Here is a 26,727-nt window from a genome sequence, read left to right as displayed (position 1 = left end):
CCTCAGTCCTGCGTCGGGTCGGGGCGGCTCGTGTCGCCGTAGGTCATGGCCAGGAAGACGTCTTCCAGGTCCGGGTCTTCGGTGGCGATGTCCTTGATGGTCACGCCCGCCGCGCGCACGGCGGCCAGCACCTGTTCGACGCTCGACTCGCCTGTCCGATAGGTGACGATGAAGGCGCCGTTGGCGCGCGGGGCGACCGCAAAGCCGTTCAGGGCGGGCAGGGTCTCGGGCGCCGTCTCGGGCGTCACCACGACGTTGCGGGTGTCCAGCCGCTTCAACAACTGTTCGGTCGGCTCGCAGGCCACGACCTCGCCGCGGTTGATGATGGCGATGGTGTCGCACAGCTCCTGCGCCTCTTCGAGGTAGTGGGTGGTCAGGATCACCGTCACCCCTTCCTCGTTGATCTTGCGGACATAGTCCCACAGCTGGCGGCGCAGTTCGACGTCCACGCCCGCCGTCGGCTCGTCCAGGATCAGCACGGGCGGATTGTGCACCAGGGCCTTGGCCACCATCAGGCGCCGCTTCATGCCGCCGGACAGGGCGCGGACATAGGCGTTGGCCTTGTCCGACAGGCCCAGCGCCGCCAGCAGCTCGTCCGAGCGGCGCTCGTCGGCGGGCACGCCGTAGAAGCCGGCCTGGACCTCCAGCGCCTCGCGCGGGGTGAAGAAGACGTCGGCGACGATCTCCTGCGGCACCACGCCCAGCGCCGAGCGGGCGTCGCGCGCCTCATGGTCGATGTCGCGGTCCCAGATGCGGACCGTGCCCTCGGACTTGTTCACCACGCCCGCGATGATGTTGATCAGGGTCGACTTGCCCGCCCCATTGGGCCCCAGCAGTCCGAACATCGAGCCGCGCGGCACCGTCAGATCGACCCCGCGCAGGGCCGTCTTCGGCGGCGACTTGCGCGAGCCCTTGTAGGTCTTCTTCAGCCCCCTGACCTCGATGGCGTTGACGGGCAGGCGGGGCTCTTGGGTCATGGCGCGGACTTCAACTCGGGCAAGGCGGGGCGGACGGCATAGGTAGGGGGCGCGGGGCCGTTCGCCAAGCCGTCGCCGCGCGTGGGGGGACAAGGTTGCGAGACGATATGTAAATGGTGCTTGACGTGTGTAGGCAATGTGTCTAGCTTGCTTGTCAGAAAGACAACTTCCCTTGGATAAGGACACGCCATGACCACCGCCGTCGCCACCCGTAAGCCGCTGACCCGCATTCGCCTGATCGGCTTCATCGCCATGGGGGTCTGCGCCATCGGCTACGCCGGTTTCGCCCTGGCCCTGCTGGCGGGCAAGCTGGACTATCTGCCCATGACCCAGGCGGCGATCATCGCCGCGGTCGCCGCCGTGATCGGCGAGATCGGCCTGTGGGTCGGGGCGGGCTGCCTGGGCCTGACCCTGTTCAAGAAGCGCAAGGCCCTGTTCGACAAGGTGATGGGCCGCAAGGCCGCGCCTTCGGAGGTTTGACCTGACGGTCCGGTCCGCCTAGGAACGGCGCAAAGCCTTTCCAGACCGGACCGGATCATGCCTCCCCGCCATCTCGAAGCCGTCATTCCTCCGCCCGAAGAGATCGTGGTCTCGACCAAGCGCGTCGCCTGCGACGGCGGCGGCGGGGCCTTGGGCCACCCGCTGGTCTACATGGACATGGGCGAGGACGACTTCATCGAGTGCGGCTATTGCGACCGCCGCTTCGTGCTGTCGGCCCATCCGCATCCCGAGAGCGAATACCTCGATCCGGCGGCCCGTCCGCCCGAGGCGCACTGAGCCCGATCATGCGCTATCTGCACGCCATGGTCCGGGTGAAGGATCTGGACGCTTCGATGCGTTTCTACCGCGATCTGCTGGGTCTGGTGGAGACGCGCCGCGCGGATTACGAGGCCGGGCGCTTCACCCTGGTCTATCTGGCCGCGCCGGCGGACAAGGCTCGCGCCGAGGCCGAGCAATCCCCCGAGGTCGAGCTGACCTATAACTGGGACGATCAGGACTACGACGGCGGCCGCAACTTCGGCCACCTGGCGTTTCAGGTCGACGATATCTACGCCGCCTGCCAGCGGCTGATGGACGGCGGCGTGGTCGTCAACCGTCCGCCGCGCGACGGCCACATGGCCTTCATCCGTTCGCCGGACGGGATTTCGATCGAGCTGCTGCAGTCGGGCGAGCGTCTGGCTCCGGCCGAGCCCTGGGCCTCCATGCCGAACGTGGGCGCCTGGTGAGCGTTTCGGCGCGGCTGATCCTGGGTCTGGCGGTCCTGAGCCTGGGCGCCTGCGCCTCGGTGACGGAGACCAATCCGTCGCGGACGGCCACGGACATGCTGCTGGTCAACCGCGCCGCCGACCGGGCGGTCGAGGGCCTGACCCTGCCGATCCCCCAGGGCGCGCGCGTCTTCGTCGACGAGACCTATTTCCAGGCCGAGAACGCCCGCTATGCGCTGAGCGCCATCCGCGCCGCCCTGTCGGAAGCCGGCTACGCCATCGTGCGCGAACGCGGCGAGGCCGACGCCATCTTCGAGGTGCGCGCCGGCGCCCTGTCGCTGGACCAGCTGCGCCGGGTGGTGGGCATTCCCGACATGCGGGTGCCGATCAATGAGAGCCTGAACGTCGTCTCCCTGCCGGAGTTGTCGCTCTACTCCAACCGCGACCGCATGGGCGTGGCCGAGTTCTCAGGCTTCCTCTACGACGCCCGCACCGGGATGCCGCTGGGCGCCGTCACGCCGATGATCGGCCAGTACAAGATCCGCAGCCACAAGGCCCTGATGATGATCACCTGGGGCCAGCAGCTGGCTCAGCCGGGCGAACGCGATCCGGGCTCGAGCTGGAAGGAATTCTAGCGCGGTCGCTCGCTCCGTTCGCGGAGCGAGACAGGCGCTTCGGACCGTGTTAGGGCGCAGGTGAGCATAAGGCGTTGGCCGCGCTCACTCGTTCGCCGCCGCCGCAAGAGACGCCCTTGTCCTTCTTCCACGCCGGTCCCGCGCCGAAAGGCTCCGGTCTTCGCCGAGGCGCCCTGCGCGACGGGTTGGATCTGGCGCCGGGGATGAAGGTCGGCCTGTTCGGCGGCTCGTTCAATCCGGCTCACGACGGCCACGCCCATGTGGCGGCTACCGCCATGCAGCGGCTGGACCTGGACCGGGTGGTCTGGCTGGTCTCGCCGCAGAACCCGCTGAAATCCGAGTACGAGACCGCGCCCCTGGCCGAACGCATGGCCTCGGCGCGCGCCGTGGCGGCGAGCGTCGGCCCGGCGATGATCGTCTCGGATTTCGAGACGCGGGCGGGCACGCGCTGGACCGTCGACACCCTGCGCGCCGTCGTCGCCCGCCATCCCGGCGTGCATTTCGTCTGGCTGATGGGATCGGACAATCTAGCGGGCTTCCACCGCTGGCGCGGCTGGACCGACATCATGCGGTTGATGCCGGTGGCGGTGATCGCCCGGCCGGGCAGCCTGCTGGACAGCCGCACGGCCCCGGCGGCGGCTCGGTTCGCCCGCTATCGCATTCCCGCCGCCCAGGCCGGATTGCTGCCCAATCTGGAGGCGCCGGCCTGGACCTATCTGACGGCGCCGCTGAACCACCGCTCCTCCACCGCCATCCGCGCGACGCGCGCGGCGGGGTGAAGAGTCGTCGCAGGCTGGGTGACCTTTTGCGCCGGGCGTGCTATGATCGGCTTTTAGTAATCGCCTCGGAGCCCTCCGCTGACCCCCTCGACCGCGCACGATGCGCAAGACGCCGTTTCGAATGCGGCGCACGAAATGGACCTGATGGATTCCGTCCATTCCGAAGACGGTCAGGCCGAGGACGGCCCCAGTAGCGACGACTCCGGCAGCGACGGGCGCCAGCCTCTGCCGGTGGGCGCGACCGAGCTGGAGCAGGCCATCCTCGCCAAACTCGACGACGACAAGGCCCAGGACATCGTCCTGATCGACCTGCGCGGCAAGAGCCCGATGACCGACGCCATGATCGTGGCTTCGGGCCGCTCGCACCGCCACGTCGGCGCCATCGCCGACCACCTGCTGCGCCTGTTCAAGGAACTGGGCCTGGGCAAGGTGAAGGTCGAGGGCCTGCCGCACTGCGACTGGGTGCTGCTGGATGCGGGCGACGTCGTCGTCCACCTGTTCCGCCCGGAAGTGCGCACCTTCTACAACATCGAGAAGATCTGGGCGGTCGACAGCGCCCACCGCGGCGGCCCCGCCCGGGACTGACCTCATGAAGCTGGCGATCGCGGCCATCGGCAAGCCGGGCCGCGGTCCCGAGGCCGCCCTGGCCGACGACTACGCCCGGCGGGCCACCCTGTCGGGGCGGCCCCTGGGTCTGGGCCCCCTCGAACTCATCGACCTGGAGCCGAAGAAACCCGGCAAGGCGCCGGAGGCCGAGCTGCTGCTGGCCGCCGCCGAGGGCGCGCACCTGATCGCCTGCGACGAGCGGGGGCGCACCTATTCCTCGCGCGCCTTCGCCGACCATGTGGCGGCCCTGCGCGATCAGGGCGAGCGGCGGCTGGTCTTCGTCATCGGCGGCGCCGACGGTCTGGACGAAAGCGTGCGCCGCGCGGCCCGCTCGACCCTGGCCTTCGGGCCGCAGACCTGGCCCCACGCTCTAGCCCGCGCCATGCTGGCCGAGCAGATCTATCGGGCCGTGACCATCCTGGCCGGTTCGCCCTATCATCGCGACTGATGCGATCCGGGGCCGTTCTTCTTCTGACCTCCTCCAGCCTGCTGCTGGCCCTGGCCGGGCCGGCGGCCAGCCAGCGCGCGGCCCAGCCGAACTCCGAGCTGACCCGGCTTCAGGCCGAGTATCGCGACGAGACCGCCCGCGCCCGCCGCCTGCGCGCCGAGGCCGCCGCCGCCGCCGAGGAGATCGTCGACCTGGACCGCCAGCTGCGCGAGCTGCGCCGCGCCGAGGCTGAGGACGACGTGCAGATGGAGGCCCAGCGCGCCCGTCTGAAGGAGCTGGGCGATCGTGAAGCGGCCCTGCTGGCCGCCCTGTCGCGCGAGCGCGCGGCGCAGGGACGGCTGCTGTCCGCCCTGCAGATGATGAGCCGCGAGCCGCCGCCGCCCCTGCTGATCCCGGCGGACAAGGCGGTGGACACGGTGCGCGCCTCCATCCTGATCCGCGCCATCACGCCTGAGCTTCAGGACCGGGCCGAAACCCTGGTCGAGCGCCAAGCCGAGATCGGCCGCATCCGCCGCCTGGCCGCCCTGTCCAGCGAGCGGCTGTTCACCGTCGAAAGCGCCCAGAACGACCGCCGCGCCGAGATCGAGGGGCTGACGGCTCGCAAGACCGCCCTGCGGTCCGTCCTGCGAGCCGAGGCGGCGCGGGCCGAGCGTGCGACCAAGGCGCTGGAGGCGCGCATCCGCGAACTGGGCGGCCAGACGCCTCGGATCGCCGAGGCGCCGGAAGAAGCCCCGGCCGCCCGCCTGCCTGCGGGCCGCAGCCGCCTGACCCCGCCCATCGCAGGGACGCCCTCTCAACGCTTCGGCGGCCGTTCAGCCGGGTGGAGCTGGCGCTCCAGCCATGAGGCGGTCGGCGCCCCGGCGGCGGGCCGCGTCGCCTACGCCGGGCCGCTGAAGGAGTGGGGCGAGGTGGTGATCCTCGACCTCGGCCCCGGCTGGCGGGCCGTGATTGCGGGCCTGGATCGTCTGGAGGTCGAGACCGGACAGCGCGTGGCCGACGGCCAGACCCTGGGCCGCACCGGCGAGGACGGCGAGGCCTATTTCGAACTGCGTCGCCAGGAACGGCCCATCGATCCCGCGCCCTGGCTGCAGTAGGCCGCCCTCCGAGGGCCAACCGCGCGAAATCCCTTTCAAATCGGCGCGGACGCTGTTTGTATCGCCGGAACTGTCGTGCGCGCCGTTCGTGGCGCCCGCGCCGCCCTGGACGACCGGAGCCGAAAGCGGATCCGATGGAAAGAGACCGAATGCGTAAACTGCTTCTCGTGGGCGCCGCCGCCCTGGCGCTGGGCGGATCGGCGGCGGCCGTGGCCAGCCAGACTCCGCGCAACGAGACCTTCCGCATGCTCGAGATGTTCGGCGACGTGCTGGGCATCGTCGAGCAGGCCTACGTCGTTCCGGTCGACAACAAGAAGCTGATCGAGGCCGCCCTCCAGGGCATGATGACGGCGCTCGACCCGCACTCCAACTACCTGCCGGCCAAGGCCTTCGGCGACCTGCGCGAGCGGACTTCGGGGGAATATTCCGGCGTCGGCCTGACCATCACCTCAGAGGGCGGGCTGGTGAAGGTCATCTCGCCGATGGACGACAGCCCGGCGGGCCGTGCGGGGGTTCAGGCGGGCGACGTCATCAGCGCCGTCAACGGCCAGAACGCGGCCGGTCTGACGGTGTCCGAGGTCTCGGACAAGCTGCGCGGCGCCACGGGCACCAGCGTCACCGTCACCTTCCTGCGCGACGGCGAGGAGCCGCGCGAGGTCGTGCTGACGCGCGAGGTCATCAAGGTCGAATCCGTCACCGGCCGCCTGGAAGGCGACTTCGGCTATCTGCGCATCTCGACCTTCAACGAGAACACCGGCCGCGAACTGACCGAGACCATCGAGCGGCTGAAGCGCGAGAAGCCGGGCCTCAAGGGCTATGTGCTGGACCTGCGCAACAACGGCGGCGGCCTGCTGACGGCGGCCATCGACGTGTCGGACGCCTTCCTCGAGCGCGGCGAGATCGTCAGCCAGCGCGGCCGCAAGCCCGAGGACATCGAACGCTACGCCGCCAAGCCGGGCGACCTGACCGGCGGCCTGCCGGTGGTGGTGCTGATCAACTACGGCTCGGCCTCGGCGTCGGAAATCGTGGCGGGCGCCCTGAAGGATCAGGAGCGGGCGACGGTCGTCGGCCTGACCAGCTTCGGCAAGGGGTCGGTGCAGACGGTGATCCCGCTGCGCGGCGGCCAGGACGGCGCCCTGTCGATCACCACGGCGCGCTACTACACGCCGTCGGGCCGCTCGATCCAGAAGATCGGCATCGAGCCGGACCTGGAGGTCGCTCGCTCCGAGGCCGAGGCCCGCATCGTCTCGCGCTCCAGCTTCATCTATTCCGAGGCGGCCTATTCGACGGCGCTGGACTCCTCCATCGGGGCCGAGCGCAAGGGGCCGCACACACCGCGCGAAGCGCCGGGCGCCGACTACGCCAAGGACAAGGACTATCAGCTGGAGCGGGCGCTGGACGTGCTGCGCGCCGGCGGCGACTTGGCCAAGCTGGCCGCCGCGCCGGAGGGGATCGTCATCACCGAGCCCGGCGAGGACAAGGTCAAGACGGCTGAGGCCAAGACGGACACGCCCGAAACGCCGACCGTCACGGTCAAGCCGGACGAGCCGAAGAAGGACTGATCGCCGCATCCGGCGCGTCCCGCAAACGTGGTGAACGCGCCGTTAGGCTTTCTTAACCGACGCAGGGCTTAACTGAGGCTGAGGGGCGCCGCGTCTGTGCGGCGCCTGCAAGCCCGAGCCGCCGCCCTGACCATGTTCGCCAAGCGCCAGTCCGCCCTCGCCGCCGCCGCAGGCGCGCCGCCGGAGCCCCGGTCGCGCGTCGCCATGGAGCCGGTCCTGAACGCCCTGAAGAAGCCGCCCGTCGCGGCGGGCGCGGCCGGGGTCTTCGTCATCGGCGCCGCCGCCCTGTTCGTCGCCGTGCTGGGCGATCCGCGCGCGGGCGCGCCGACGGCCAGCGCCGTGCTGGAGCGGCCCGTCGCCGCCGACACGGCGCCGACCGGGGCGGAGGCCTTCGGTTTCAGCGGTCTGGACATCTATCAGGATCTCGGCCCCATCGATCCGGCCCTGATGGGCGAGGGCGGAGCCGCCGGGGGCGAGGCGCTCATCACTCTGCCGGACGGCGCCAGCGTGGCCTCGGGCCAGGGTTTCAGCGCCCCGGTGCGCGCGCCCTCCAATCCCTTGCCCAAGGCGCCGATCGCGGGCCTGTTCCAGCCCGGCCCGAACGGCCCCCTGCCGCGCATCGCCGTCGACGGCCGCGTCCCGGCCCAGGCCTACGCCCGGCCCTTCCGCTCGAACGGCAAGCCGATGGTGGCCCTGGTGGTCGGCGGTCTGGGCCTGAACAGCGCCACGACGCGCGCGGCGATCGAGCGCCTGCCGGCCGAGGTGACGCTGTCCTTCGTGCCCTACGCCGAGGGGCTTCAGACTTGGATCGACATGGCCCGCGCCCACGGCCATGAGGTGATGATCGAACTGCCGATGGAGCCGACCGGCTATCCCGAAAACGACCCCGGCCCCTACACCCTGCTGTCGTCCGGCGGCGCTGACGACGTGGCGGTCAAGCTGGACTGGCTGCTGGCGCGCGCCACGGGCTATTTCGGCGTGACCAACTATCTGGGCGACCGCTTCGCGACCTCGGACGAGGGGGTGAGCGCCCTGATGACCAACCTGCGCCAGCGGGGCTTGGCCTTCCTCGACGACGGCTCCATGCGCCGCCGCCCCGGCGCCTTCGCCCGCGCCAGCGCCGACCGCGTCGTCGACGAGGAACAGACCCCCGCCGCCATCCTGCGCCAGTTCAACGCGCTGGAGGCCGCCGCCAAGACCAACGGCGCGGCCCTGGGAACCGGCTTCTCCTACCCCGTCACCGTCGAGGCCGCCGCCCGCTGGACGGCGGGCCTGGAGGCGCGCGGCCTCCAGTTGGCCCCCGCCTCGGCGATGACCCGACGGCCAGGACGGTAAGTCGGGAAGACGCCCGCTTGATGGCGGTCAGCGCCATCGGTGCTTCGAACCCGCCAGCCCTTCATCCGGCGCCGTCCTGCGGCCGTCAAAGAAGCCCGTGCTGCTTGCCTTCCTCTTCATGTTGGCGTCCTATGTGGACGGGTAGCGTGGTTATGTGAGATGGCCGCGACATGGAGACCCTTATGCGGAACATGGGAATTGTCGCGGCTGTCGTTCTGAGCCTGTTCGGGCCTGCGCATGCACAGGACGCGCCGAGCACGGACGCCACCGTCTTGCCGGATCTGATGGTGCGAGGCCGACCGGTGCAGGAAGCGGCCCGCGATTTCGTCGGGCGGGTCGGCGCGCCTGCGCGCGGGCGAGGCCTGGCGCTGTGGCGTCGCGAGATCTGCCCTGGTGTCGTCAATCTTGAGCGTGAGGCCGCCCAGGCCGTCATAGATCGGATCACCCAGACCGCCGCAAGCTTGGACCTGCGGACTGGCGAGCCGGGCTGCCATCCCAATGTGGTCGTGATCTTCACGAATGACGGCCGCGGGCTGGCGAGAACGATGAACGCCGACAACCCCCGGCTTTTTCGTCAGAACGTGACGGGCATGCATCGCGACACGACGGCGTTCCAGGATTTTCTGGACGCAGAGCGTCCCGTCCGCTGGTGGTCGCTGAGCCTTCCCGTCGATAGCGAGACCGGTCGGGCGGTCGTAAGGATGCCAGGGGATGCGGTCGGCGGGATAGTCGATAGCCAGCTGGCGGCGATCTTGGGGTGCAATCCCAACGACTGCGTCGCAGCCGCCTCTCCTATTGTGCGTCGAAAGGGGCCGGGCCGTTTGAGCACCCAAGTCGTTGACGCGCTGTTTAAGACCATGGTGATCGTCGACACGGACATGACCGGCGAGGTCAACACGACTCAGTTGGGCGACTACATTGCTCTGATCAGTCTGGCTCAGCTTGATCCACGAGCGGAAACGCAAGGGTTCGACACGATCCTGAATCTCTTTTCGGGAGATGCGCAGCAGGGTCTTACCGAGTGGGATCGCGCCTATCTCGTCGCCCTTTACGGGCCACGCCCGGACTGGGCGTCGGTCCGGGCGCAGGCGGGAGCGGTGGCGGATGTCATGGCCCGTGATCTGCGTGCTCCGCGAGGCGGATCCTAGGGAACGGGTCTGTCGTCCCTCAGAGGCGCGAACAGTGCTACTGTCGTCGGCATGACCATTGACGACGATCACGCCCCCGCCGCCGAACCTGCGGACTCCCTTCCGGGTGAAACGCCCGTGCAGCGGGCGCTGCGGCTCAAGAAGGCGGCGATCGACGCCCGGCCCAAGCCGCCGCGCGGCGGACGTTTCAGCGCGAACAGGCGGCTCGCATCAAGAGCGGGGCGTCGCGCCCCTGGATGAGCAAGTAGTCCGGCGGGGCCTTTGGCTTGATCAGCTCGGATAGACGTGATCGTCTGTCGATATGACGGTGTTCGCCCTGTTCCTGGCTCTGACTTCCGTGGCCGTGTCGGCGGCCATGTCCTGGCGCGCCGCGAGAGGCCTGCCGCGCGAGACGCGGCTGCCGATGCAGTGGGGCTTTGACGGGCGGCCCATATGGCGTGCGCCACGTGACGTCGCCCTGAGTTTCACGCCTGTTCTGGCGGCCTTGACTCTGCTTCCCATGGCGATGGCCAGCGCGTTGGGGCCGCTGGAGAGCGCGGACGCGCGGCGTTACTTCGGCGTCCTGATCGTCATGGGGCTGGCCTGGGTCGGAGCTCACGCTCTGCATCTCAGGCTGGTGCGAGGCTGGCTCGCCCGGCAGGGCTAAAGCGTCAGCCGCATGGCGACGCGGTCGGTCAGGCCGTGGGCGGCTTCTGCGGCCAGGGTCTCGCGCAGATAGGCGGGCGTTTCTGCAAACGTCAGCGCCGCATAGCCCAGGCGCGCATAGAAGGGCGCATTCCAGGGAACGGTGCTGAAGGTGGTCAGCGTCAGGGCCTGTTTGGCGCGGACCCCGGCTTCCTGTCGCGCGGCCGCCATCAGCGCCCGCCCACCGCCGCGCCCCTGATGTTCAGCAGCGACGGACAGCTCAAGGATATGCAGGTCCGCGTCCGCCTCGGCGGCGATCAGGAAGCCGATCGGCTGATCCGCCGCATCGACGGCGACCCAGGACAGGCCCTGCGCGACGGCTGTGCGGTGCGTGTCTGGTCCGGCGACGTGGTCGTCGGCGATCCAGGCCAGATCGGGCAGGGTGCGAAACAGCGTCGCCGCCGACCGCTCCACCGCCTCCAGACGGCCGATGTCCGTTCCGCGCGTCGGGCGGACCCGGATCAATGGGCGTCGCAACCCTTGGCGGGCATGGGCTTCAGGTCCAGCAGTGCGAACAGCTTGGCGTCGTCGTCCTCTTCCGGGTTCGGCGTGGTCAGCAGCTTGCCGCCGACGAAGATGGAGTTGGCGCCGGCCAGGAAGCACAGGGCCTGCATCTCGGGCGTCATGCCTTCGCGACCGGCCGACAGGCGGACCATCGACTGCGGGCATACCAGACGGGCGACGGCGACGGTGCGGACGAATTCGATCGGGTCGATCTCGCCTTCCTTCAGCACCCGCTCGCCCAGCGGCGTGCCGCCGACGGGGACCAGGGCGTTGACCGGCAGGCTGTCGGGGTGGACGGGCAGGGTGGCCAGGGCGTGCAGCAGGCCCGCGCGGTCGCGGCGCTTCTCGCCCATGCCGACGATGCCGCCGCAGCAGGTGTTCATGCCGGCGTCGCGAACGTGCTGCAGGGTCTCCAGCCGGTCCTGATAGGTGCGGGTCGTCACCACCTCGGCGTAGTACTCGGGCCCGGTGTCGAGGTTGTGGTTGTAGTAGTCGAGGCCCGCGTCCTTCAGCTGTTTCGCCTGGTCGGCGTTCAGCATGCCGAGCGTGGCGCAGGTCTCCAGACCCAGCGCCTTCACGCCGGAGATCATGGCCGCCAGCTTGGGCGTGTCGCGGTCCTTCAGCTCGCGCCAGGCGGCGCCCATGCAGAAGCGGCTGGCCCCGCCGGCCTTGGCCGCCATGGCCTCGGCGATGACGGCGGTCGGCTCCATCAGCTTCTCGGCCTTCAGTCCGGTCTTGAAGCTGGCCGACTGGGAGCAGTAGCCGCAGTTCTCGGCGCAGCCGCCGGTCTTGACCGACAGCAGCTGCGACTTCTGGACTTCATTCGGGTCGAAGGTGCGCCGGTGCACCGTCGCGGCCTCGAACACCAGCTCCATGAAGGGCCGGGCGAACAGGGCTTCGACCTCCTCCAGCGTCCAGTCGTGACGGGGGATCGAGAGATCGCGGGCGGGTCGGATCGATGCGTCGTCAGCCATGGGACGACGGCTTAGCCGCGCGCGCGGGCGCGGCCAAGCCGGAAGTGACGCGTCGCCGTTCTTTGGCTCAGCGTTCGTCCTTGTAGACGCGGCCGTCGCGCATGACGAAGGCGACGGACTTTAGCCTCGTCACATCGGCCAGCGGATCGCCCGCCACGGCGATGACGTCGGCGCGTTTGCCCGGCTCCAGCGTGCCGACCTCGGCCGAGACGCCCAACAGATCGGCGGCGTTGACGGTGGCCGCCTCGATGGCGGTGGCCGGGGTCATGCCGTTCCTGACCATCAGCTCGAACTCATCGGCGTTGCGGCCGTGCTTGGACACGCCCGCGTCGGTGCCGAAGGCGATGCGGACGCCAGCCGGGACCGCGCGTTGCAGCGATTGGCCGGTGATCTCGATACGCCAGCGGATCTTGGCCAGGACTTCCGGCGGATAGGCCTCGGGGTCGGCGGCCAGACGCTCGGTGTAGCCGTTCACCACCGACAGGGTCGGGACGTAATAGGCGCGGGTGCGACGCAGCAGCTGCAGGGTCTCGTCGTCGAAGATGGTGCCGTGCTCGACCGAATCGACGCCCATGCGCAGGGCCAGGTTGACGCCGTCGGCGCCGTGGGCGTGGACGGCGACCTTCTTGCCGTAGAGGTGGGCCGTGTCGATCAGGGCCTTGGCCTCGTCGTCGAACATCTGGGCGCCCAGTCCGGCGCCGATGCGGCTGTTGACCCCGCCGGTGGTGGCGATCTTGATGACGTCGACGCCGCGTCCGACCTGAAGACGCACGGCCTCGCGGCAGCTTTCGGCGCCGTTGCAGACGTTGTCGTGGGCCACGTGCTCGCGGAAGTCGTCGTTGAAGCCCAGACGCCCGTCCATGTGGCCGGAGGTGGTCGAGATGCTGTTCCCGGCGTCGATGATGCGCGGTCCGGCCAGGCGGTGCGCCGCCGTTTCCTCGCGCAGGGCCAGGGTGACGCCGCCGCTGTCGCCCAGGTTCCGCACGGTGGTGAAGCCCGCCATCAGCGTCTTGCGGGCGTTCATGGCGGCGCTGTAGGCGCGCGAGGGCAGGTTGTCGGTGATCTCGGCCAGGAAACCCGCTTGACCGGCCACGTCCGACACCAGGTGCACATGGCTGTCGATCAGGCCGGGCAGGACGAAGCGGTCGCGCTGGTCCACCACCACGGCCCCGGGAAAGGCGGCGGCGTCGACGAAGCCGTCGCGGATCTCGACCACCTTGCCGTCGCGCACCACTACGGTGGACGGCCCGCGCGGGGCCTGGCCGGGACGATCCAGCAGGCGTCCCGCCTGGATCAGGGTCACGACGCCCGGCGCGGGCGCGGCGCCCGTCGGGGCGACGGGCGTGGCGGTCTGGGCGGCTGCGGGCGCGCCCGCGGCCGCCAGGGCCAGGGCGCAGGCGGCGGTCGTCAGCAAGGTTTTCATCATGGATACTCCCCCCTCGAAACTCGGGGAGAGTGTTAGCCCGCGTCCGTCGCCTGACGCCAGTCGGATTTGCGTCTGCGGATCAGGCGACCAGGCGGGGGCCCGTCGCGGCGGCGCCGGCGGCGACCGAGCGGTCCAGGCGGAAGCGGCCGACCTGCTGGTTCAGGCTGACGGCCTCATTGGCCAGCTGACGGGCGGCGGCGGTGGCCTCTTCGGTCATGGCGGCGTTCTGCTGGGTGATGTCGTCCATCTCGCCCATGGCGCGGCGGACGCGGGCCAGGCCGTCGGCCTGTTCCTGAGCCGAGCCGGCGATGCCGCCCGCCAGGCCGTCGACGGCCGAGACCTTGGCGCCGATGCGCTCCAGCGCCGCGCCGGTGCGCTCGACCAGATCGACGCCGCGCGCCACCTGGGCCGAGGAGGTGGAGATCAGGGTGCGGATCTCGCCGGACGCCTCGGACGAGCGCTGGGCCAGGGCGCGCACTTCCTGGGCCACCACGGCGAAGCCGCGCCCGGCGTCGCCGGCGCGGGCGGCCTCGACCCCGGCGTTGAGGGCCAGCAGGTTGGTCTGGAAGGCGATCTCGTCGATCAGGCTGGTGAAGCGGGCGATCTCGGTCGAGGATTCGGCGATGGCGTGGATGGCGGATACGGCGTCGCCGACCACCTGGGTCGTGTGTTCGACATCGGCGCGGGCGGCGGCCAGGGCCTCGGCGGTCTGGCGCGCGCCGTCGGCGGTCGAGGCGACCTGGCGGGCGATGGCGTCGGCCTCGTTGACGGTGCGCTCCAGGTTGGCGGCCTGACGCTCGGTGCGGCTGGCCAGGTCTTCGGAGGCGACGGCCAGCTGGCTGGACCCGGCGCTCAGGCTCTCGACGCTGTCGGCCACGGCGCGCACGGCGGTGCGCAGGGCGCGGGTCGCGGCGTGGAAGTCGTTCTGAAGCGAGCGGTATTCCTCGGGGAAGACGTCCGGGATGGTCACGGACAGATCGTTGTCGGCCAGGCTGTGCAGGGCGGCGCCCAGGGCGCGCACGACCTCAGCCTGGCGGGCTTCGGCGGCGTCGTGCTCGGCCTGCACCCGGTCGCGTTCTTCCTGCAGGGCGTCCAGATAGATGGAGATGGCCAGGTCCATGTCCAGCATGACCCGCTGGTTGAGCTCGGCCAGGGCTTCGGCGGTGATGCGGTCGTGCGCGCGGCGGTTGGCGAACAGCTTTCTGGGGCGCTCGACCACGGCGCGGGTCAGGTGGGCCAGGATGACGCTGTAGCCGCCGATGTACCAGCGCGGCTCCAGACCGATGCGGGCGTGGACGCGGCCGATGGTGCGCACCGAGGCGGCGTAGTCCTCGTCGGCGCGACCGTCGATGATGGCGGCCCAGTGGCGCTGCTGGGCGTTGCTGGCGGCGGCGACATGGCTTTCGTCGCGGAAGAAGCGGCGGGTCTCGGGCTCGGCGCGCACCTTGTCGTAGAAGGCGGTCAGGGCCTGGGGCACGGCCTGACGCAGCAGGCCCGAGATGGCGCTGTAACCGGCGGACGGCCGACCCAGCCCCATGAAGTTCATGCGACGGTCGATCTCGTGGGAAGCCATGACGCAACTCGTTTTAACGGCAGGGCGGGGGAGAGCCCTTAATGCCCCTTGTCATCAAGAGGGTATTGGCCGGGTTAAGCCCGGATTGCGTAGATTTCCTTAACCGCTTCGGAGGGCCCGCGATTCAGGCGGTTGGCCGTTCATATAAAGACATCCTTATGTCTTGATTGCTCCCGCCGCCGCGCCGCGCTATAGCGACGGCGATCCCCCGACAGTGGCCGAAAGACATTTCTGCATGACCGACTACATCGTCCGCGACATCTCCCTGGCCGACTTCGGCAACAAGGAAATCGCCATCGCCGAAACCGAGATGCCGGGCCTGATGGCGCTGCGCGCGGAATACGGCGCGTCCCAGCCGCTGAAGGGCGCCCGCATCGCCGGCAGCCTGCACATGACCATTCAGACGGCCGTGCTGATCCAGACGCTGGAAGCCCTGGGCGCCGAAGTGCGCTGGGCCTCGTGCAACATCTTCTCGACCCAGGATCACGCCGCCGCCGCCATCGCCGCGTCGGGCACGCCGGTCTTCGCCTTCAAGGGCGAGACCCTGGTGGAGTACTGGGACTACGCCCACAAGATTTTCGAATGGGCCGACGGCGGTTATCCGAACCTGATCCTGGACGACGGCGGCGACGCCACCCTGCTGTGCGTGCTGGGCCCGAAGGCCGAGAAGGACGCCTCCGTCCTCGACAACCCGCAGAACGAGGAAGAGGAAGCCCTCTTCTCGGTCATGAAGCGCTATCTGAAGGAAAAGCCGGGCTTCTATTCGGCCATCCGCGACGCCATCGGCGGCGTGTCGGAAGAAACGACCACGGGCGTCCATCGCCTGTATCAGATGGCCGAGCGCGGCGAGCTGCCCTTCCCCGCCATCAACGTCAACGACAGCGTCACCAAGTCGAAGTTCGACAACCTGTACGGCTGTCGTGAATCCCTGGTCGACGCCATCCGTCGCGGCACCGACGTCATGCTGTCGGGCAAGGTGGCGGTGGTCTGCGGCTACGGCGACGTGGGCAAGGGCTCGGCGGCTTCGCTCCGCAACGGCGGCGCCCGCGTGATCGTGACGGAAATCGATCCGATCTGCGCCCTGCAGGCGGCGATGGAAGGCTATGAGGTCCAGACCCTGGAAGACGTCGCCGACAAGGCCGACATCTTCGTCACCACCACGGGCAACAAGGACGTCATCCGCGTCGAGCACATGCGCGCCATGCGCAACAACGCCATCGTCTGCAACATCGGCCACTTCGACTCTGAGATTCAGGTCGCGGGCCTGAAGAACTTCAAGTGGGACAAGATCAAGGATCAGGTCCACCACGTCGAGTTCCCTGACGGCAAGAAGATCATCCTGCTGTCGGAAGGCCGTCTGGTGAACCTGGGCAACGCCACGGGCCACCCGTCCTTCGTGATGTCGGCGTCCTTCACCAACCAGACGCTGGCCCAGATCGAGCTGTGGACCAACGCCAAGGCCTACGACAACAAGGTCTACACCCTGCCCAAGCACCTGGACGAGAAGGTCGCCTTCCTGCACCTGGCCAAGCTGGGCGCCAAGCTGACGACGCTGAGCCAGGATCAGGCCGACTATATCTCGGTGCCGGTCGAGGGTCCGTTCAAGCCGGAACACTACCGCTACTGAGACCTGTCTCGGGTCTGAAAGACAGAACCCCGCGCCGGCGACGGCGCGGGGTTTTCTTTTGAACTTACGCTGCGACGTCGCGTGGATCGAACTCGTCAGGCCCTCGGCCCATCAGGCCGGTTTCGAAGTCCATGAAGATGTCGATCAGCTCATCCACCCCGACCGGCGGCGCCTTGGGGTTGAAGCGGAAGCGCCAGAAGCTGACGATGTGCTGCACCGCCCCCAGCTGGTCGCCCAGGCGGGTGAACAGGGCGGGCGCCTCCAGCAGGAAGTCGCGGAACGCCACCGGATTGCCCTCGCGCGTCAGCCCCGCATAGGCGTCGTCGTAATAGCGCAGGGTGCGGCTGACCTCTTCGCAGGTCTTCATGATGCGGCCGCGCAGCACGCCGCGTCCGCGCGCGATATAGTCCTTGGCCGCCTGGTCGCTGGGGCCGGCGGGCTGGATCGTGCCCACTTCGTCGGCCACATGGACGATGTCGGCCATCAGACTGGCGAGCGACCATTTGTAGTAGAGGAAGCCCTTCCAGCAGAAGACGCCCTCCTGATACTGCTCGGGCTCCAGCTTCAGCGTCAGGCGCAGCGCCTCCAGCCGGTCGCCGGGGGCGTTGGACAGGATCTTCGACGCCATGCGGGCGGTTGAACCGGCGGCCACCACCCCGTCGCCGACGCTGAGCGTGACCAGAGGCTCGATCTCCTTCTGGACGAACTCCAGCATACGCTCCAGGTCGGCCTCGCTGAGGGCGAAATAGCAGGGGGCGGCGTCCACATTTCCGCGCCGCAGCTGTTCGCGCAGCAGGAAGGGGTCCAGCGACGGCAGCTGATCCATCAGCCGCAGGGTCTTCAGGTCCGGGTGGTCGGGGTCGACGCCGAAGGCCTCGTGCATGGCGCGCTCGAAGCCGATCTGATTGACGAAGATGAAGCGGCCGCCGGTCTTCAGGTCGGTGCTGTCGATCGGCACCACGATCTTGGTCGCCACCTGACGGCGGCCCGGAAAGGCGTCGGTCTCATTGCGCCGCAGCCTGTGCTTGATGATCAGGGCGCGATTCAGGGCCGGGTTGCGGAACATGGGGCGCTCGGCCCAGTCGTCGCTGTCGCCGTGCTCGTCATAGACCTTGAGCAGATTCAGCACGCGCGCCGTCGAGGCGGTGCGGCGCAGGTGTTCGAGGTTGCGGATGGCGCGATCAGTCATGACGGCCATCCTGCCAGTCAAAAATGACCAACGGCTTAGTTTGGCGCAGGTCAAAAAAACGGGCCGCTTCCTTCAAGGAGGCGGCCCGGTCAGTCGGGGAGGAAACTGAAGAGGGGTTAGAAGGTCGTCGTCACCGACATCCAAAGACGACGCGGCTCCTGATTGTTGGCGTATTCCGGCGAATAGGCGACCGGCGCGCCATAGGGAGCCAGACGGACGAAGTCCTTGTCGAACAGGTTGTAGATGGCCGCATTGAGGGTCACGCGGTCATTGACTTCGTACGAGCCGCCGATGTGGAACAGCTCATAGGCCTTGAAGTCGCCCAGGGCGTCGCGGGCGGCGCCCTCGCCGCGCCAGCGCTCCGAGCGGTATTCGCCGCGCAGCCAGGTCGACAGACGGTCGGTGGCCTGCCAGCGCAGCTGGGTGTTGATCATGTGCTCGGGCGTATCGGTCAGGGGGCGGCCGGCCTGCGCGCCGGTCTTCTGCTCGCTGTCGGTGTAGGTGTAGTTGCCGTGCAGGCTCCAGGCCTCGGCGAAGCGCCAGCGGGCGACGACTTCCAGGCCCTGAGTCGTGGCCTCGTCGATGTTCACGCTCTGACCGAACTCCTTGATCGCCGACCAGAAGCCGACGTCGGCGCAACCCGTCTTGGAGTAGTCGCCGGCGTCATATTGGGCCTGGGTCAGGCCGAAGGTGCAGTTGGCGATCGGCTGGCCCGAGGCGATCTTGTCCTCGAAGTCGTTGCGGAAGACGGTGGCGTTGGCGCGGAAGGTCGAGCCGTTGTCGAAATAGACGCCGAACTCATAGGCCACGCTGGTTTCCGGCTGCAGGCCAGGGCTGCCGATCAGCGGCAGGGCGCCCTGGCGGCCGAAGCCATTGATGCCGGGGGTCAGCTGTTCCAGGCGCGGGGTCTTGTAGCCGCCGCTGACGCCGCCCTTCAGGGTCCATTGCTCATTGGCGTTCCACACCAGATAGGCGCGCGGGCTGACGTGGTCGCCGAAGCTGGAGTGGTCGTCGTAGCGGAGGCCGACCGTCAGGGCCAAGTCGTCGCGCAGCCGCCATTCGTCCTCGGCGAACAGGGCCCATTGCTCGAAGGTGAAGTTGCCGGCCGCCACGCCGTCGGTCATTTCGGCGTCCATGTACTGGCCGCCGACGGTGAAGGTGTGGTTGCGCCACTGGCTGTTCAGCTTGGTGTCGAACAGGGTGGTCGTGGTCTCCAGGGTGCGGTCGCCCCCGGCGCCGGGCACGCCGCGGGGGATGATGCGGCCGACCGTCTCGGTCTTGTTGTGCGACAGGGTGGATTCCAGCGTGCCGAAATCCAGACGCCAATTGTGCGCCAGCAGGTACTGCTCGCGGTTGAACTCCAGGAAGTCCTTGTAGCCGCCGGCGACGGTGTTGGTGCCCATCTGGCCCTTGGCGTTGTCGTACCACTGGCCGGCCGCGTCGACGTCCAGCCACAGGTCGTGGTCGGCGTTCGGCGTCAGGCTGAGGCGGGCGCCCAGGGTCCAGATCTCATAGGCGGTGGCGCTGCGCCCGAAGCCGGCGACGTCGACCTCGTTTCCGTTCACGTCGCGGTATTTCAGGTCCGACTGTTCGCGCTCGGACCAGGAGCCGCGCAAGGCCAGGCCCAGGCGGTCGGCGATCAGCGGACCCGAGGCGTAGCCGTTGATCCCCCAGAAGTCGCCGAACTCGTCGTCGCCCTGCAGGGTGTAGTTGGCCGAGGCCGAGCCCGTCCAGGCGTCGCCGACCTTGCGGGTGATGATGTTGACGACCCCGCCCATTGCGTCCGAGCCGTAGAGGGTGGCGACCGGGCCGCGCACCACCTCAATGCGGTCGATGGCCGAGACCGGCGGCAGGAAGCTGTTGGCCGTTTCGCCGAAGCCGTTCGGGGTCACGCTGCCGGCCGTGTTCTGGCGGCGGCCGTCGATCAGGATCAGGGTGTAGTCCGAGCCCATGCCGCGGATGTTGATGGTCTGGCCGCCGGTCTTGCCGACGCCGGAACCCGTGTCGACGCCCTCGATGTTGTTCAGGATTTCGGCGATCGAGGCGGCGCGGATCTCTTGGATCTCCTCGCGCGGCAGGACGCTGATCGAGGCGGGCGCCTGGGTGATCTTCTGCTCGAAGCCCGAGGCGGTGACGACCACGTCGGCGACCTTGTGCGTCGGCTCCATCAGGTCCGCGGTCTCGTCAGCCAGGGCGGGCGCGCCGGCGCCCACAGTCATCAGAGCGGTGGCGGCCAGCAGGGACGAACGGCGGGACATGCGTGAAGGGGACATTCGGGGAGGGGCCTTTAAAATGAGAACGCCTCTCAACAGCGTTCGCATTCTCAACGCAATGGGGGTGTGCGAATAGGTCGCAATTGCGATCTCGCTTCGACATGTCTGGCGCGGGATGGCGGGCGGGCCTAAGAAGCGGTCATGGACCTCATCGACATTCTGATCCTGATCGCCGTGGCCGGCGTCGTCGTCACCCTGGGCTTCGGCCTCTACAACCTGAACAAGGGCGGGGAGGGCGCGAGCGTCCGCTCGAACAAGCTGATGCGGCTGCGCATCATCCTTCAGGCGGTGGCGGTGCTGCTGCTGATGGTCGGCATGTGGCTGAAGCGGACGCACGCGGGCTGAGGCGCGCACCAATAGGAACAGGGGAGGGCGCGTCATGGTGACGCTGAACAAGATCTACACCCGCACCGGCGACGCCGGGCAGACGCGGCTGGCTTCGGGCGCTCCGGTGTCCAAGACTGATGCGCGGGTCGAGGCCTATGGCGCGGTGGACGAACTGAACGCCGTCATCGGCGTGGCGCGCCTGAACAGCGGCCAGAACGACCGCATCGACGCCATGCTGGGCCGCATCCAGAACGAGCTGTTCGACCTGGGCGCCGACCTGGCCACGCCGATGGAGCCGGCGCCCAAGTGGGAGGCCCTGCGCATCATCGCCTCCCAGGTCGAGCGGCTGGAATCAGAGATCGACTGGATGAATGAGAGCCTCAAGCCGCTGGACAGCTTCATCCTGTCGGGCGGTTCGCCGTTGTCGGCGCATCTGCACCTGGCGCGCACCGTGTGCCGCCGGGCCGAGCGCGAGGCCGTGCGTCTGATGGAAGCGGGCGAGGTCGTGAACCCTGAGGCGGTGCGCTACCTCAACCGCCTGTCGGACCTGCTGTTCGTCGCCGCCCGCCGCGCCAACGCCAATGGCGCCGGCGATGTCCTGTGGCGGCCCGGCGCGACGCGCTGAGGCGCGGGCCTACTGCGACCGCAGGGCGTTCACCCGCTCGCGCTCGGCCTCGGTGGCGGCGGCGCGGGCGCGCTTCTGGGCGTTGACCTGGTCTTCCAGGACCAGAAGCTCCTGATTGGCCTTGTTCGAGGCCTCGGCGCGCGTCGTGCCCGCCGGGCGGCCGGTGATGTCGGGGATGTAGATGGGCTGGGCGCAGATGCGCGTCTCCAGATCGTACCAATAGCCCTTGGCCGCGCAGCGCTCGCCCGGATCGACCCAGAAACGCTGCAGGATGAACACCCCCGCCAGCGTCACCGCGAACAGGCTGAAGAAGATGAAGCTGAGGCGCCGGATCGTTAGGAAGCGTTTCATGCCAGTCTCAATAGATCAAAAATGCGTCCGCGACACGACCGCAGTTCACGTAGCGTTACGTTGACAGGCCGGTTTCATCGGTCCAATCCCTCGACCGACATTTCGATGACCAAGTGGATAGGCTCATGAAGGTACTCGTCCCGGTGAAACGGGTGATCGACAGCAACGTCAAGGCTCGCGTGAAGGCGGACCAGACCGGCGTCGACCTGGCCAACGTCAAGATGAGCATGAACCCCTTCGACGAAATCGCCGTCGAAGAGGCCGTGCGTCTGAAGGAAGGCAAGGAACACCATGCCGCGGGCACGGCGACCGAGATCGTCGTCGTCTCCATCGGCGTGACCCAGGCGCAGGAAACCATCCGCACGGCCCTGGCCATGGGCGCGGATCGCGGCGTCCTGGTGCAGTCGGACACGGATCTGGAACCGCTGGCCGTCGCCAAGGTGCTGAAGGCCGTGGTGGACGAAGAGAAGCCTGACCTGGTGCTGCTGGGCAAGCAGTCGATCGACGGCGACAACAACGCCGTGGGTCAGATGCTGGCCGCCCTGCTGGACTGGCCTCAGGCCACCTTCGCCGGCAAGCTGGCGATCGAAGGCGGCAAGGCTGTCGTCACCCGTGAAGTCGACGGCGGCCTGCAGACGGTCGCGGCCGAACTGCCGGCCGTGGTGTCGGTCGACCTGCGCCTGAACACGCCGCGCTATGCGTCGCTGCCCAACATCATGAAGGCCAAGAAGAAGGAGATCGCCATGAAGGCGGTCGCCGACTACGGCGTCGACACGGCGGACCGCCTCAAGGTGCTGAAGGTGACGGAGCCGCCGAAGCGTTCGGCGGGCGTCAAGGTCGCCGATGCGGCCGAACTGGTTTCCAAGCTCAAAGACGCAGGGGTTCTGTAATGGCCGTTCTCGTCATCGCCGACCACGACGGCTCGGTTGTTCGCGACACCACCCACAAGACCGTGACGGCCGCCCTGGCCCTGTCGTCGGACGTGGACGTTCTGGTGCTGGGCAAGGGCGCTCAGGCCGTGGCTGACGCCGCCGCCAAGATCGCGGGCGTGCGCAAGGTGCTGCTGGCCGAAGGCGACGCCGTCGCCCACGGTCTGGCCGAGGCCGTCGAGGCCACCGTCCTGCCGCTGGCCGGGAACTACGACGCCATCCTGACCCCGGCTAACACCGACGGTAAGAATTTCGCGCCGCGCATCGCCGCCAAGCTGGACACGGCGCCGATCTCGGACATCGTGGAAGTCGTCTCGGCCGACACCTTCGTGCGTCCGATCTATGCGGGCAATGCGCTGGAGACGGTCCAGTCGGCCGACGCCAAGAAGGTCATCACCGTGCGCCCGACGGCCTTCGCCGCCGCCGCTGAAGGCGGATCGGCCTCGGTCGAGAGCGTCGCCGCCGGCGAAGCGCCCAAGACCGCCTTCGTGTCGGAAGAAATGGTCAAGTCGGACCGCCCCGAACTGGGCGCCGCCAAGATCGTCGTCTCGGGCGGCCGCGCCCTGGGCTCGGCTGAAGAATTCCACGCCGTCATGGACCCCCTGGCCGACAAGCTGGGCGCCGCCGTCGGCGCCTCGCGCGCGGCGGTCGATGCGGGTTACGCCCCCAACGACTATCAGGTCGGCCAGACCGGCAAGGTCGTGGCGCCGGCCCTCTACATCGCCATCGGCATCTCGGGCGCCATCCAGCACCTGGCCGGGATGAAGGACTCCAAGGTGATCGTTGCGATCAACAAGGACGCCGACGCCCCGATCTTCCAGGTCGCCGACTACGGCTGGGTCGCCGACTACAAGACCGCCGTGCCGGAATTGATGGCCGCCCTGGGCTGATCGGTTTCACACGCTGAGTTAGAAGCGCGCCGGGCGAGGGATCGTCCGGCGCGTTTTCTTTTTGGCGCGCCTTATCTTTCGTCATCCTCCGGCGACCCTCGCGAAGGCGGGGGGAGACCGGGGGACCCAGCGGCGCCAAAGGCGATCTTTCCTGCAGGCGTGGCGCGTGGAGTTTCGCCCTCCGGGCGCCGCTGGGTTCCCCGGTCTGCGCCGCTGCGCGGCTTGCCGGAGAATGACGAAAATTTGGACCTTTCCTCTCCTTGGGCCAAACACCTCCCATGACCGCCCGCATTCCCGTCAAACTGACCCCGCGCGCCTCGGCCGACCGCATCGACGGCTGGGATGTCGACCCGGACGGCCGCCCGGTGCTGAAGGTCCGCGTCCGCGCCCAGCCGGTGGAGGGCGAGGCCAACGCCGCCCTGACCGCCTTCCTCGCCAAGGCCCTGGGCGTGCCCAAGCGCGATGTGGCGCTGGCGCGCGGCGGACAGTCGCGGCTGAAGATGATCCAGGTCGACGGCCTGACCGACGCGGAGGTCCGCGCCCGCCTGCCTGCGGATTGAGCGCGCGCCTGACTTTGCCGAGAGCGGCGGCTTTTAGAGCTTTACCCTGACGGAAACTGGCGATTGTATACACGCCATTGTCTGCCCGCAGTTCGCGGGCGCGAGGGGGCTCGCCCATGTTGTTCAGTCGCCTGCGGGGTCCAAGCCTCGCTGTTCTCACCTGCGCGCTCGGCGCGCTCAGCCTGTCGGCCTGCGCCACGACCGGCGACGCCGCGCCCAAGACCGAGACGGCTTCCGCCGCGTCGTCCTCCAAGGACCGCACGATGGCGCCGGGTCTGGACGGCTGGGCCAACACGGACCCCTATCCCTCGACCTATCGCGGCCTGCCGCGCCAGAACATGGCCATCGTCGGCGCGACGGTGCTGACCGGCGCCGGTCAGAAGATCGAGGGCGGCGTCGTCGTCGTCACCGACGGCCGCATCGCCGCCGTCGGCGGGGCGAACACCCCGGTCCCGGCGGGCCATCAGGTGATCGATGCGCGCGGCCGCTTCGTCACGCCGGGCATCATCGACATCCATAGCCATCTGGGCGTCTATCCCTCGCCGGGCGTCATGGGCATGAGCGACGGCAACGAAGCGACCAACCCGAACACCGCCCAGGTCTGGTCCGAACACTCGATCTGGCCGCAGGATCCCGGCTTCAACACCGCCCGCGCGGGCGGGGTGACGACGATGCAGATCCTGCCCGGCTCGGCCAATCTGTTCGGCGGCCGCGGCGTGACCCTGCGCAATGTGCCGTCGGTGACGATGCAGGGGATGAAGTTCCCGAACGCTCCCTACGGCCTGAAGATGGCCTGCGGCGAGAATCCGTCGCGGGTCTACGGTTCGCGCAACCAGTCGCCGGCCACCGGCATGGGCAATGTCGCGGGCTATCGCGCCGGCTTCATCGCCGCGCGCGACTACAAGGCCAAGTGGGACAAGTGGCGCGAGGACGGTCAGGGTACGCCCCCGACCCGCAACCTGCAGCTCGAGACCTTGGCGGGCGTTCTGGACGGCTCGATCCTGATCCAGAACCACTGCTACCGCGCCGATGAAATGGCGGTCATGCTCGATGTGGCCAAGGAGTTCGGCTACAAGATCACCACCTTCCACCACGCGGTCGAGGCCTACAAGATCGCGCCCCTGCTGGCGCGTGAAGGCGTCTGCGCCGCCATGTGGACCGGCTGGTGGGGCTTCAAGATGGAGGCCCTGGACGGCATCGAGGAGAACGCCGCCCTGACCGACGCGCCCGAGGGCTCGTGCGCCGTCATCCACTCGGACGACGCCGAACTGATCCAGCGCCTGAATCAGGAAGCCGCCGCCGCCCTGTCGGCCGGCCGCCGCGCCGGGATGAACATCTCCGAAGAGCACGCCATAAGCTGGATCACGCTGAATGCGGCCAGGTCCATCGGCATCGACAAGGAAACCGGCTCTCTGGAGAGCGGCAAGCGCGCCGACGTGGTGATCTGGAGCGCCGATCCCTTCTCGATCTACGCCCGCGCCGACCAGGTCTTCATCGACGGCGGCCTGGCCTTCGATCGCCAGAACCCCGCCTTCCAGCCCGTGTCCGATTTCGAACTGGGCCAGCCCGGCTTCGGCCAGGCCGCCGCCGGCGTCGCCCAGGGAGCTCGCTGAACAATGCGTATCAAAACTCTCCTCGCGGGCGCTGTCGCAGCCCTGGCCCTGACCGGCCCCGCCCTGGCGCAGGACGTCGCCATCACCGGCGGCCGGGTGCTGACCGGAACTTCGGTGATCGAGAACGGCACGGTGGTCATCCGCAACGGCAAGGTCGTTTCGGTCGGAACCGGCGGCGCGCCGGCCGGTCTGCGGGTCATCGACGCGCGCGGCAAGATCGTCACGCCGGGCTTCGTCGCCGTGGATTCCGGCCTGGCCGGGACCGAGGTCGGCTCGGTGCGCGGGACCAACGACCTGGCCAATCGCGCCAACACCCTGACCGCAGCCTTCGACCTGTCCTACGGCCTGGACCCCTGGTCCTTCACCCTGCCGGTGGCCCGTCTGGGCGGCGTCACCCGCGCCGTCGTCACGCCGCAGCACGGCGGCTCGGGCGGCGGGCACAGCCATGACGATTCCGACTTCGCCGGCGCGGGTCACGGCGGCTTCCAGTCGCCGGGCCTGTTCGCCGGCCAGGCGGCGGTCATCAAGCTGGGCGGCGCCGACATCCTGGTGAAGCCGCGCGTGGCCATGGTCGCGCCCTTCGGCGAGGCCGGGGCGACGGTGGCGGGCGGCGCTCGCGGCGCCGAGTTCGTCCTGTTCAAGGAGACCCTGGCCGAGGTGCGGGCCTACGCCCGGAACAAGGCGGCCTATGAGCGGGCCGACATGCGCGCTCTGTCGCTGTCTCGCGCCGATATGGAGGCCCTGATCCCGGTGGCGAACGGCGCCATGCCGCTGATCGTCACCGTCAACCGCGCCTCGGACATCCAGCAGGTGCTGCGTCTGGCGCGCGAGGAAGGCGTCAAGGTCATCCTGGACGGCGCCGCCGAAGGCTGGCTGGTGGCCGATGAGATCGCGGCGGCCAAGGTTCCGGTCATCCTGCACCCGACCACCAACCTGCCCTCGAACTTCGAGATGCGGGCGGCGCGGATGCAGAATGCGGCGGCCTTGAACGCGGCGGGCGTGGTCATCGCCATCAAGGGCAACGAGGGCTCGGCCCACCGTGCTCGCGACATCCGCTACAACGCGGGCAACGCCGTGTCGCACGGCCTGCCGTTCGCGGCGGCCATCCAGGCGATCACGGTCAATCCGGCCCGCATCTTCGGCTTCGACGGCCAGTTCGGCGAGCTGAAGGCCGGGGCCGCAGGCGACGTCGTGGTCTGGTCGGGCGATCCGCTGGAGCCGCTGAGCCAGCCCTCGGCCGTGCTGATCGACGGGGTGGAGCAGCCGCTGCAGGCGCGCAACCTGCTGCTGCGCGACCGCTACCGCACCGGCGGCGAAGGCGCCATGCCGCCCGCCTACGGCGACTGAGGCTTCACAGTCTGAAGATGGAAGGGCGCTGCGGGAGACCGCGGCG

At 68.9% G+C, this 26,727-nt stretch carries 28 protein-coding genes and 1 pseudogene; 21 read left to right on the top strand and 8 right to left on the bottom strand.

Annotated elements, in window-relative coordinates; translation table 11 throughout:
- Positions 1-2 precede the first annotated feature (2 nt).
- On the bottom strand, positions 3-977 hold the full coding sequence (locus BJP32_RS03285; protein ID WP_076222860.1) for an ABC transporter ATP-binding protein: 975 nt from the start codon (positions 975-977) through the stop codon (positions 3-5).
- Positions 978-1,166: 189 nt separating this feature from the next.
- On the opposite strand from BJP32_RS03285, the gene BJP32_RS03280 reads away from it, so the two are divergent.
- The 13 genes and pseudogenes from BJP32_RS03280 to BJP32_RS03220 all read left to right on the top strand — a co-directional run bounded on the left by BJP32_RS03280 (position 1,167) and on the right by BJP32_RS03220 (position 10,435).
- The gene (locus BJP32_RS03280) at positions 1,167-1,457 is read left to right on the top strand and encodes a hypothetical protein (RefSeq protein WP_003166297.1); all 291 of its coding nucleotides are present in this window, start codon (positions 1,167-1,169) and stop codon (positions 1,455-1,457) included.
- A gap of 57 nt (positions 1,458-1,514) precedes the next feature.
- Positions 1,515-1,754, top strand: a complete 240-nt coding sequence (locus tag BJP32_RS03275; RefSeq protein ID WP_040346318.1) for a zinc-finger domain-containing protein — start codon at positions 1,515-1,517, stop codon at positions 1,752-1,754.
- A gap of 8 nt (positions 1,755-1,762) precedes the next feature.
- Entirely contained in the window at positions 1,763-2,203 is a 441-nt protein-coding gene (locus BJP32_RS03270) for a VOC family protein (protein ID WP_003166295.1), read from the top strand.
- Positions 2,200-2,817, top strand: a complete 618-nt coding sequence (locus BJP32_RS03265; protein WP_003166294.1) for a DUF6655 family protein — start codon at positions 2,200-2,202, stop codon at positions 2,815-2,817. The genes BJP32_RS03270 and BJP32_RS03265 overlap by 4 nt, the downstream gene beginning before the upstream one ends.
- A gap of 116 nt (positions 2,818-2,933) precedes the next feature.
- Positions 2,934-3,596, top strand: a complete 663-nt coding sequence (locus BJP32_RS03260; protein ID WP_046652453.1) for a nicotinate-nucleotide adenylyltransferase — start codon at positions 2,934-2,936, stop codon at positions 3,594-3,596.
- A 135-nt stretch (positions 3,597-3,731) separates the two neighbouring features.
- Positions 3,732-4,181 (top strand): ribosome silencing factor, encoded by a 450-nt coding sequence (gene rsfS / locus BJP32_RS03255; protein ID WP_198935254.1) that lies wholly within the window; start codon positions 3,732-3,734, stop codon positions 4,179-4,181.
- Between the two features lie 4 nt (positions 4,182-4,185).
- Positions 4,186-4,650 carry a 23S rRNA (pseudouridine(1915)-N(3))-methyltransferase RlmH gene (rlmH, locus tag BJP32_RS03250; protein ID WP_003166290.1) on the top strand — a complete coding sequence of 155 codons (465 nt, stop codon included), beginning with the start codon at positions 4,186-4,188 and terminating at the stop codon, positions 4,648-4,650.
- Positions 4,650-5,744: a murein hydrolase activator EnvC gene (locus BJP32_RS03245; protein WP_052747982.1), complete on the top strand. Its 1,095-nt coding sequence runs from the start codon at positions 4,650-4,652 to the stop codon at positions 5,742-5,744. The genes rlmH and BJP32_RS03245 overlap by 1 nt, the downstream gene beginning before the upstream one ends.
- 149 nt (positions 5,745-5,893) lie before the next feature.
- Positions 5,894-7,306: a S41 family peptidase gene (locus tag BJP32_RS03240; protein ID WP_076222858.1), complete on the top strand. Its 1,413-nt coding sequence runs from the start codon at positions 5,894-5,896 to the stop codon at positions 7,304-7,306.
- Positions 7,307-7,438: 132 nt separating this feature from the next.
- Positions 7,439-8,641 carry a divergent polysaccharide deacetylase family protein gene (locus BJP32_RS03235; protein ID WP_076223110.1) on the top strand — a complete coding sequence of 401 codons (1,203 nt, stop codon included), beginning with the start codon at positions 7,439-7,441 and terminating at the stop codon, positions 8,639-8,641.
- A gap of 191 nt (positions 8,642-8,832) precedes the next feature.
- Positions 8,833-9,789 carry a hypothetical protein gene (locus BJP32_RS03230; RefSeq protein WP_112999707.1) on the top strand — a complete coding sequence of 319 codons (957 nt, stop codon included), beginning with the start codon at positions 8,833-8,835 and terminating at the stop codon, positions 9,787-9,789.
- A 51-nt stretch (positions 9,790-9,840) separates the two neighbouring features.
- A pseudogene (locus BJP32_RS17580) lies at positions 9,841-10,037 on the top strand (hypothetical protein).
- A gap of 53 nt (positions 10,038-10,090) precedes the next feature.
- Positions 10,091-10,435, top strand: coding sequence for a hypothetical protein (locus BJP32_RS03220; protein ID WP_046652450.1), 345 nt, complete (start codon positions 10,091-10,093; stop codon positions 10,433-10,435).
- Here BJP32_RS03220 and BJP32_RS03215 read toward each other — a convergent pair.
- The 4 genes from BJP32_RS03215 to BJP32_RS03200 all read right to left on the bottom strand — a co-directional run bounded on the left by BJP32_RS03215 (position 10,432) and on the right by BJP32_RS03200 (position 14,950).
- Entirely contained in the window at positions 10,432-10,938 is a 507-nt protein-coding gene (locus tag BJP32_RS03215; RefSeq protein ID WP_046652449.1) for a GNAT family N-acetyltransferase, read from the bottom strand. The two genes, BJP32_RS03220 and BJP32_RS03215, sit on opposite strands and share 4 nt — an antisense overlap.
- Positions 10,935-11,951, bottom strand: a complete 1,017-nt coding sequence (bioB, locus tag BJP32_RS03210) for a biotin synthase BioB (RefSeq protein ID WP_046652448.1) — start codon at positions 11,949-11,951, stop codon at positions 10,935-10,937. Before bioB ends, BJP32_RS03215 begins: the two co-directional genes overlap by 4 nt.
- A gap of 67 nt (positions 11,952-12,018) precedes the next feature.
- Positions 12,019-13,377: an amidohydrolase family protein gene (locus tag BJP32_RS03205; protein ID WP_076222856.1), complete on the bottom strand. Its 1,359-nt coding sequence runs from the start codon at positions 13,375-13,377 to the stop codon at positions 12,019-12,021.
- A gap of 79 nt (positions 13,378-13,456) precedes the next feature.
- Complete coding sequence (locus BJP32_RS03200; RefSeq protein WP_076222855.1) at positions 13,457-14,950, bottom strand: globin-coupled sensor protein; 1,494 nt, start codon at positions 14,948-14,950, stop codon at positions 13,457-13,459.
- Positions 14,951-15,185: 235 nt separating this feature from the next.
- Between BJP32_RS03200 and ahcY the strand changes: the two genes are divergently transcribed.
- The gene (gene ahcY / locus BJP32_RS03195) at positions 15,186-16,577 is read left to right on the top strand and encodes an adenosylhomocysteinase (RefSeq protein ID WP_003166281.1); all 1,392 of its coding nucleotides are present in this window, start codon (positions 15,186-15,188) and stop codon (positions 16,575-16,577) included.
- Between the two features lie 64 nt (positions 16,578-16,641).
- Here the strand turns inward: ahcY and BJP32_RS03190 are convergent, their stop codons facing one another.
- Positions 16,642-17,766 (bottom strand): hypothetical protein, encoded by a 1,125-nt coding sequence (locus BJP32_RS03190; RefSeq protein ID WP_076223108.1) that lies wholly within the window; start codon positions 17,764-17,766, stop codon positions 16,642-16,644.
- Between the two features lie 116 nt (positions 17,767-17,882).
- Entirely contained in the window at positions 17,883-20,024 is a 2,142-nt protein-coding gene (locus BJP32_RS03185) for a TonB-dependent receptor domain-containing protein (RefSeq protein ID WP_198935253.1), read from the bottom strand.
- 156 nt (positions 20,025-20,180) lie between these two features.
- On the opposite strand from BJP32_RS03185, the gene BJP32_RS03180 reads away from it, so the two are divergent.
- Positions 20,181-20,384, top strand: a complete 204-nt coding sequence (locus BJP32_RS03180) for a twin transmembrane helix small protein (protein WP_076222851.1) — start codon at positions 20,181-20,183, stop codon at positions 20,382-20,384.
- Between the two features lie 34 nt (positions 20,385-20,418).
- A complete protein-coding gene (locus tag BJP32_RS03175) occupies positions 20,419-20,991 on the top strand; it encodes a cob(I)yrinic acid a,c-diamide adenosyltransferase (RefSeq protein WP_076222850.1) in 573 nt (190 codons plus the stop codon).
- Between the two features lie 9 nt (positions 20,992-21,000).
- Here BJP32_RS03175 and BJP32_RS03170 read toward each other — a convergent pair whose 3' ends face one another.
- Positions 21,001-21,342 carry a hypothetical protein gene (locus BJP32_RS03170; protein WP_076222848.1) on the bottom strand — a complete coding sequence of 114 codons (342 nt, stop codon included), beginning with the start codon at positions 21,340-21,342 and terminating at the stop codon, positions 21,001-21,003.
- Between the two features lie 125 nt (positions 21,343-21,467).
- Here BJP32_RS03170 and BJP32_RS03165 point away from each other — a divergent pair, with 125 nt between their 5' ends.
- The 5 genes from BJP32_RS03165 to BJP32_RS03145 all read left to right on the top strand — a co-directional run bounded on the left by BJP32_RS03165 (position 21,468) and on the right by BJP32_RS03145 (position 26,681).
- The gene (locus BJP32_RS03165; protein ID WP_046652441.1) at positions 21,468-22,232 is read left to right on the top strand and encodes an electron transfer flavoprotein subunit beta/FixA family protein; all 765 of its coding nucleotides are present in this window, start codon (positions 21,468-21,470) and stop codon (positions 22,230-22,232) included.
- On the top strand, positions 22,232-23,161 hold the full coding sequence (locus BJP32_RS03160; protein WP_046652439.1) for an electron transfer flavoprotein subunit alpha/FixB family protein: 930 nt from the start codon (positions 22,232-22,234) through the stop codon (positions 23,159-23,161). Before BJP32_RS03165 ends, BJP32_RS03160 begins: the two co-directional genes overlap by 1 nt.
- Before the next feature lie 278 nt (positions 23,162-23,439).
- Complete coding sequence (locus tag BJP32_RS03155; protein ID WP_046652438.1) at positions 23,440-23,721, top strand: DUF167 family protein; 282 nt, start codon at positions 23,440-23,442, stop codon at positions 23,719-23,721.
- Positions 23,722-23,837: 116 nt separating this feature from the next.
- Positions 23,838-25,334 (top strand): amidohydrolase, encoded by a 1,497-nt coding sequence (locus tag BJP32_RS03150; RefSeq protein WP_046652437.1) that lies wholly within the window; start codon positions 23,838-23,840, stop codon positions 25,332-25,334.
- A gap of 3 nt (positions 25,335-25,337) precedes the next feature.
- Complete coding sequence (locus BJP32_RS03145; protein WP_046652436.1) at positions 25,338-26,681, top strand: amidohydrolase family protein; 1,344 nt, start codon at positions 25,338-25,340, stop codon at positions 26,679-26,681.
- Positions 26,682-26,727 lie beyond the last annotated feature (46 nt).

Source organism: Brevundimonas sp. ZS04 (assembly GCF_001956865.1).
In the GTDB taxonomy this organism is placed as follows: domain Bacteria; phylum Pseudomonadota; class Alphaproteobacteria; order Caulobacterales; family Caulobacteraceae; genus Brevundimonas; species Brevundimonas diminuta.
Note: the sequence above shows the minus strand (reverse complement) of the source record. Positions and strands in the feature narration are given on the sequence as shown.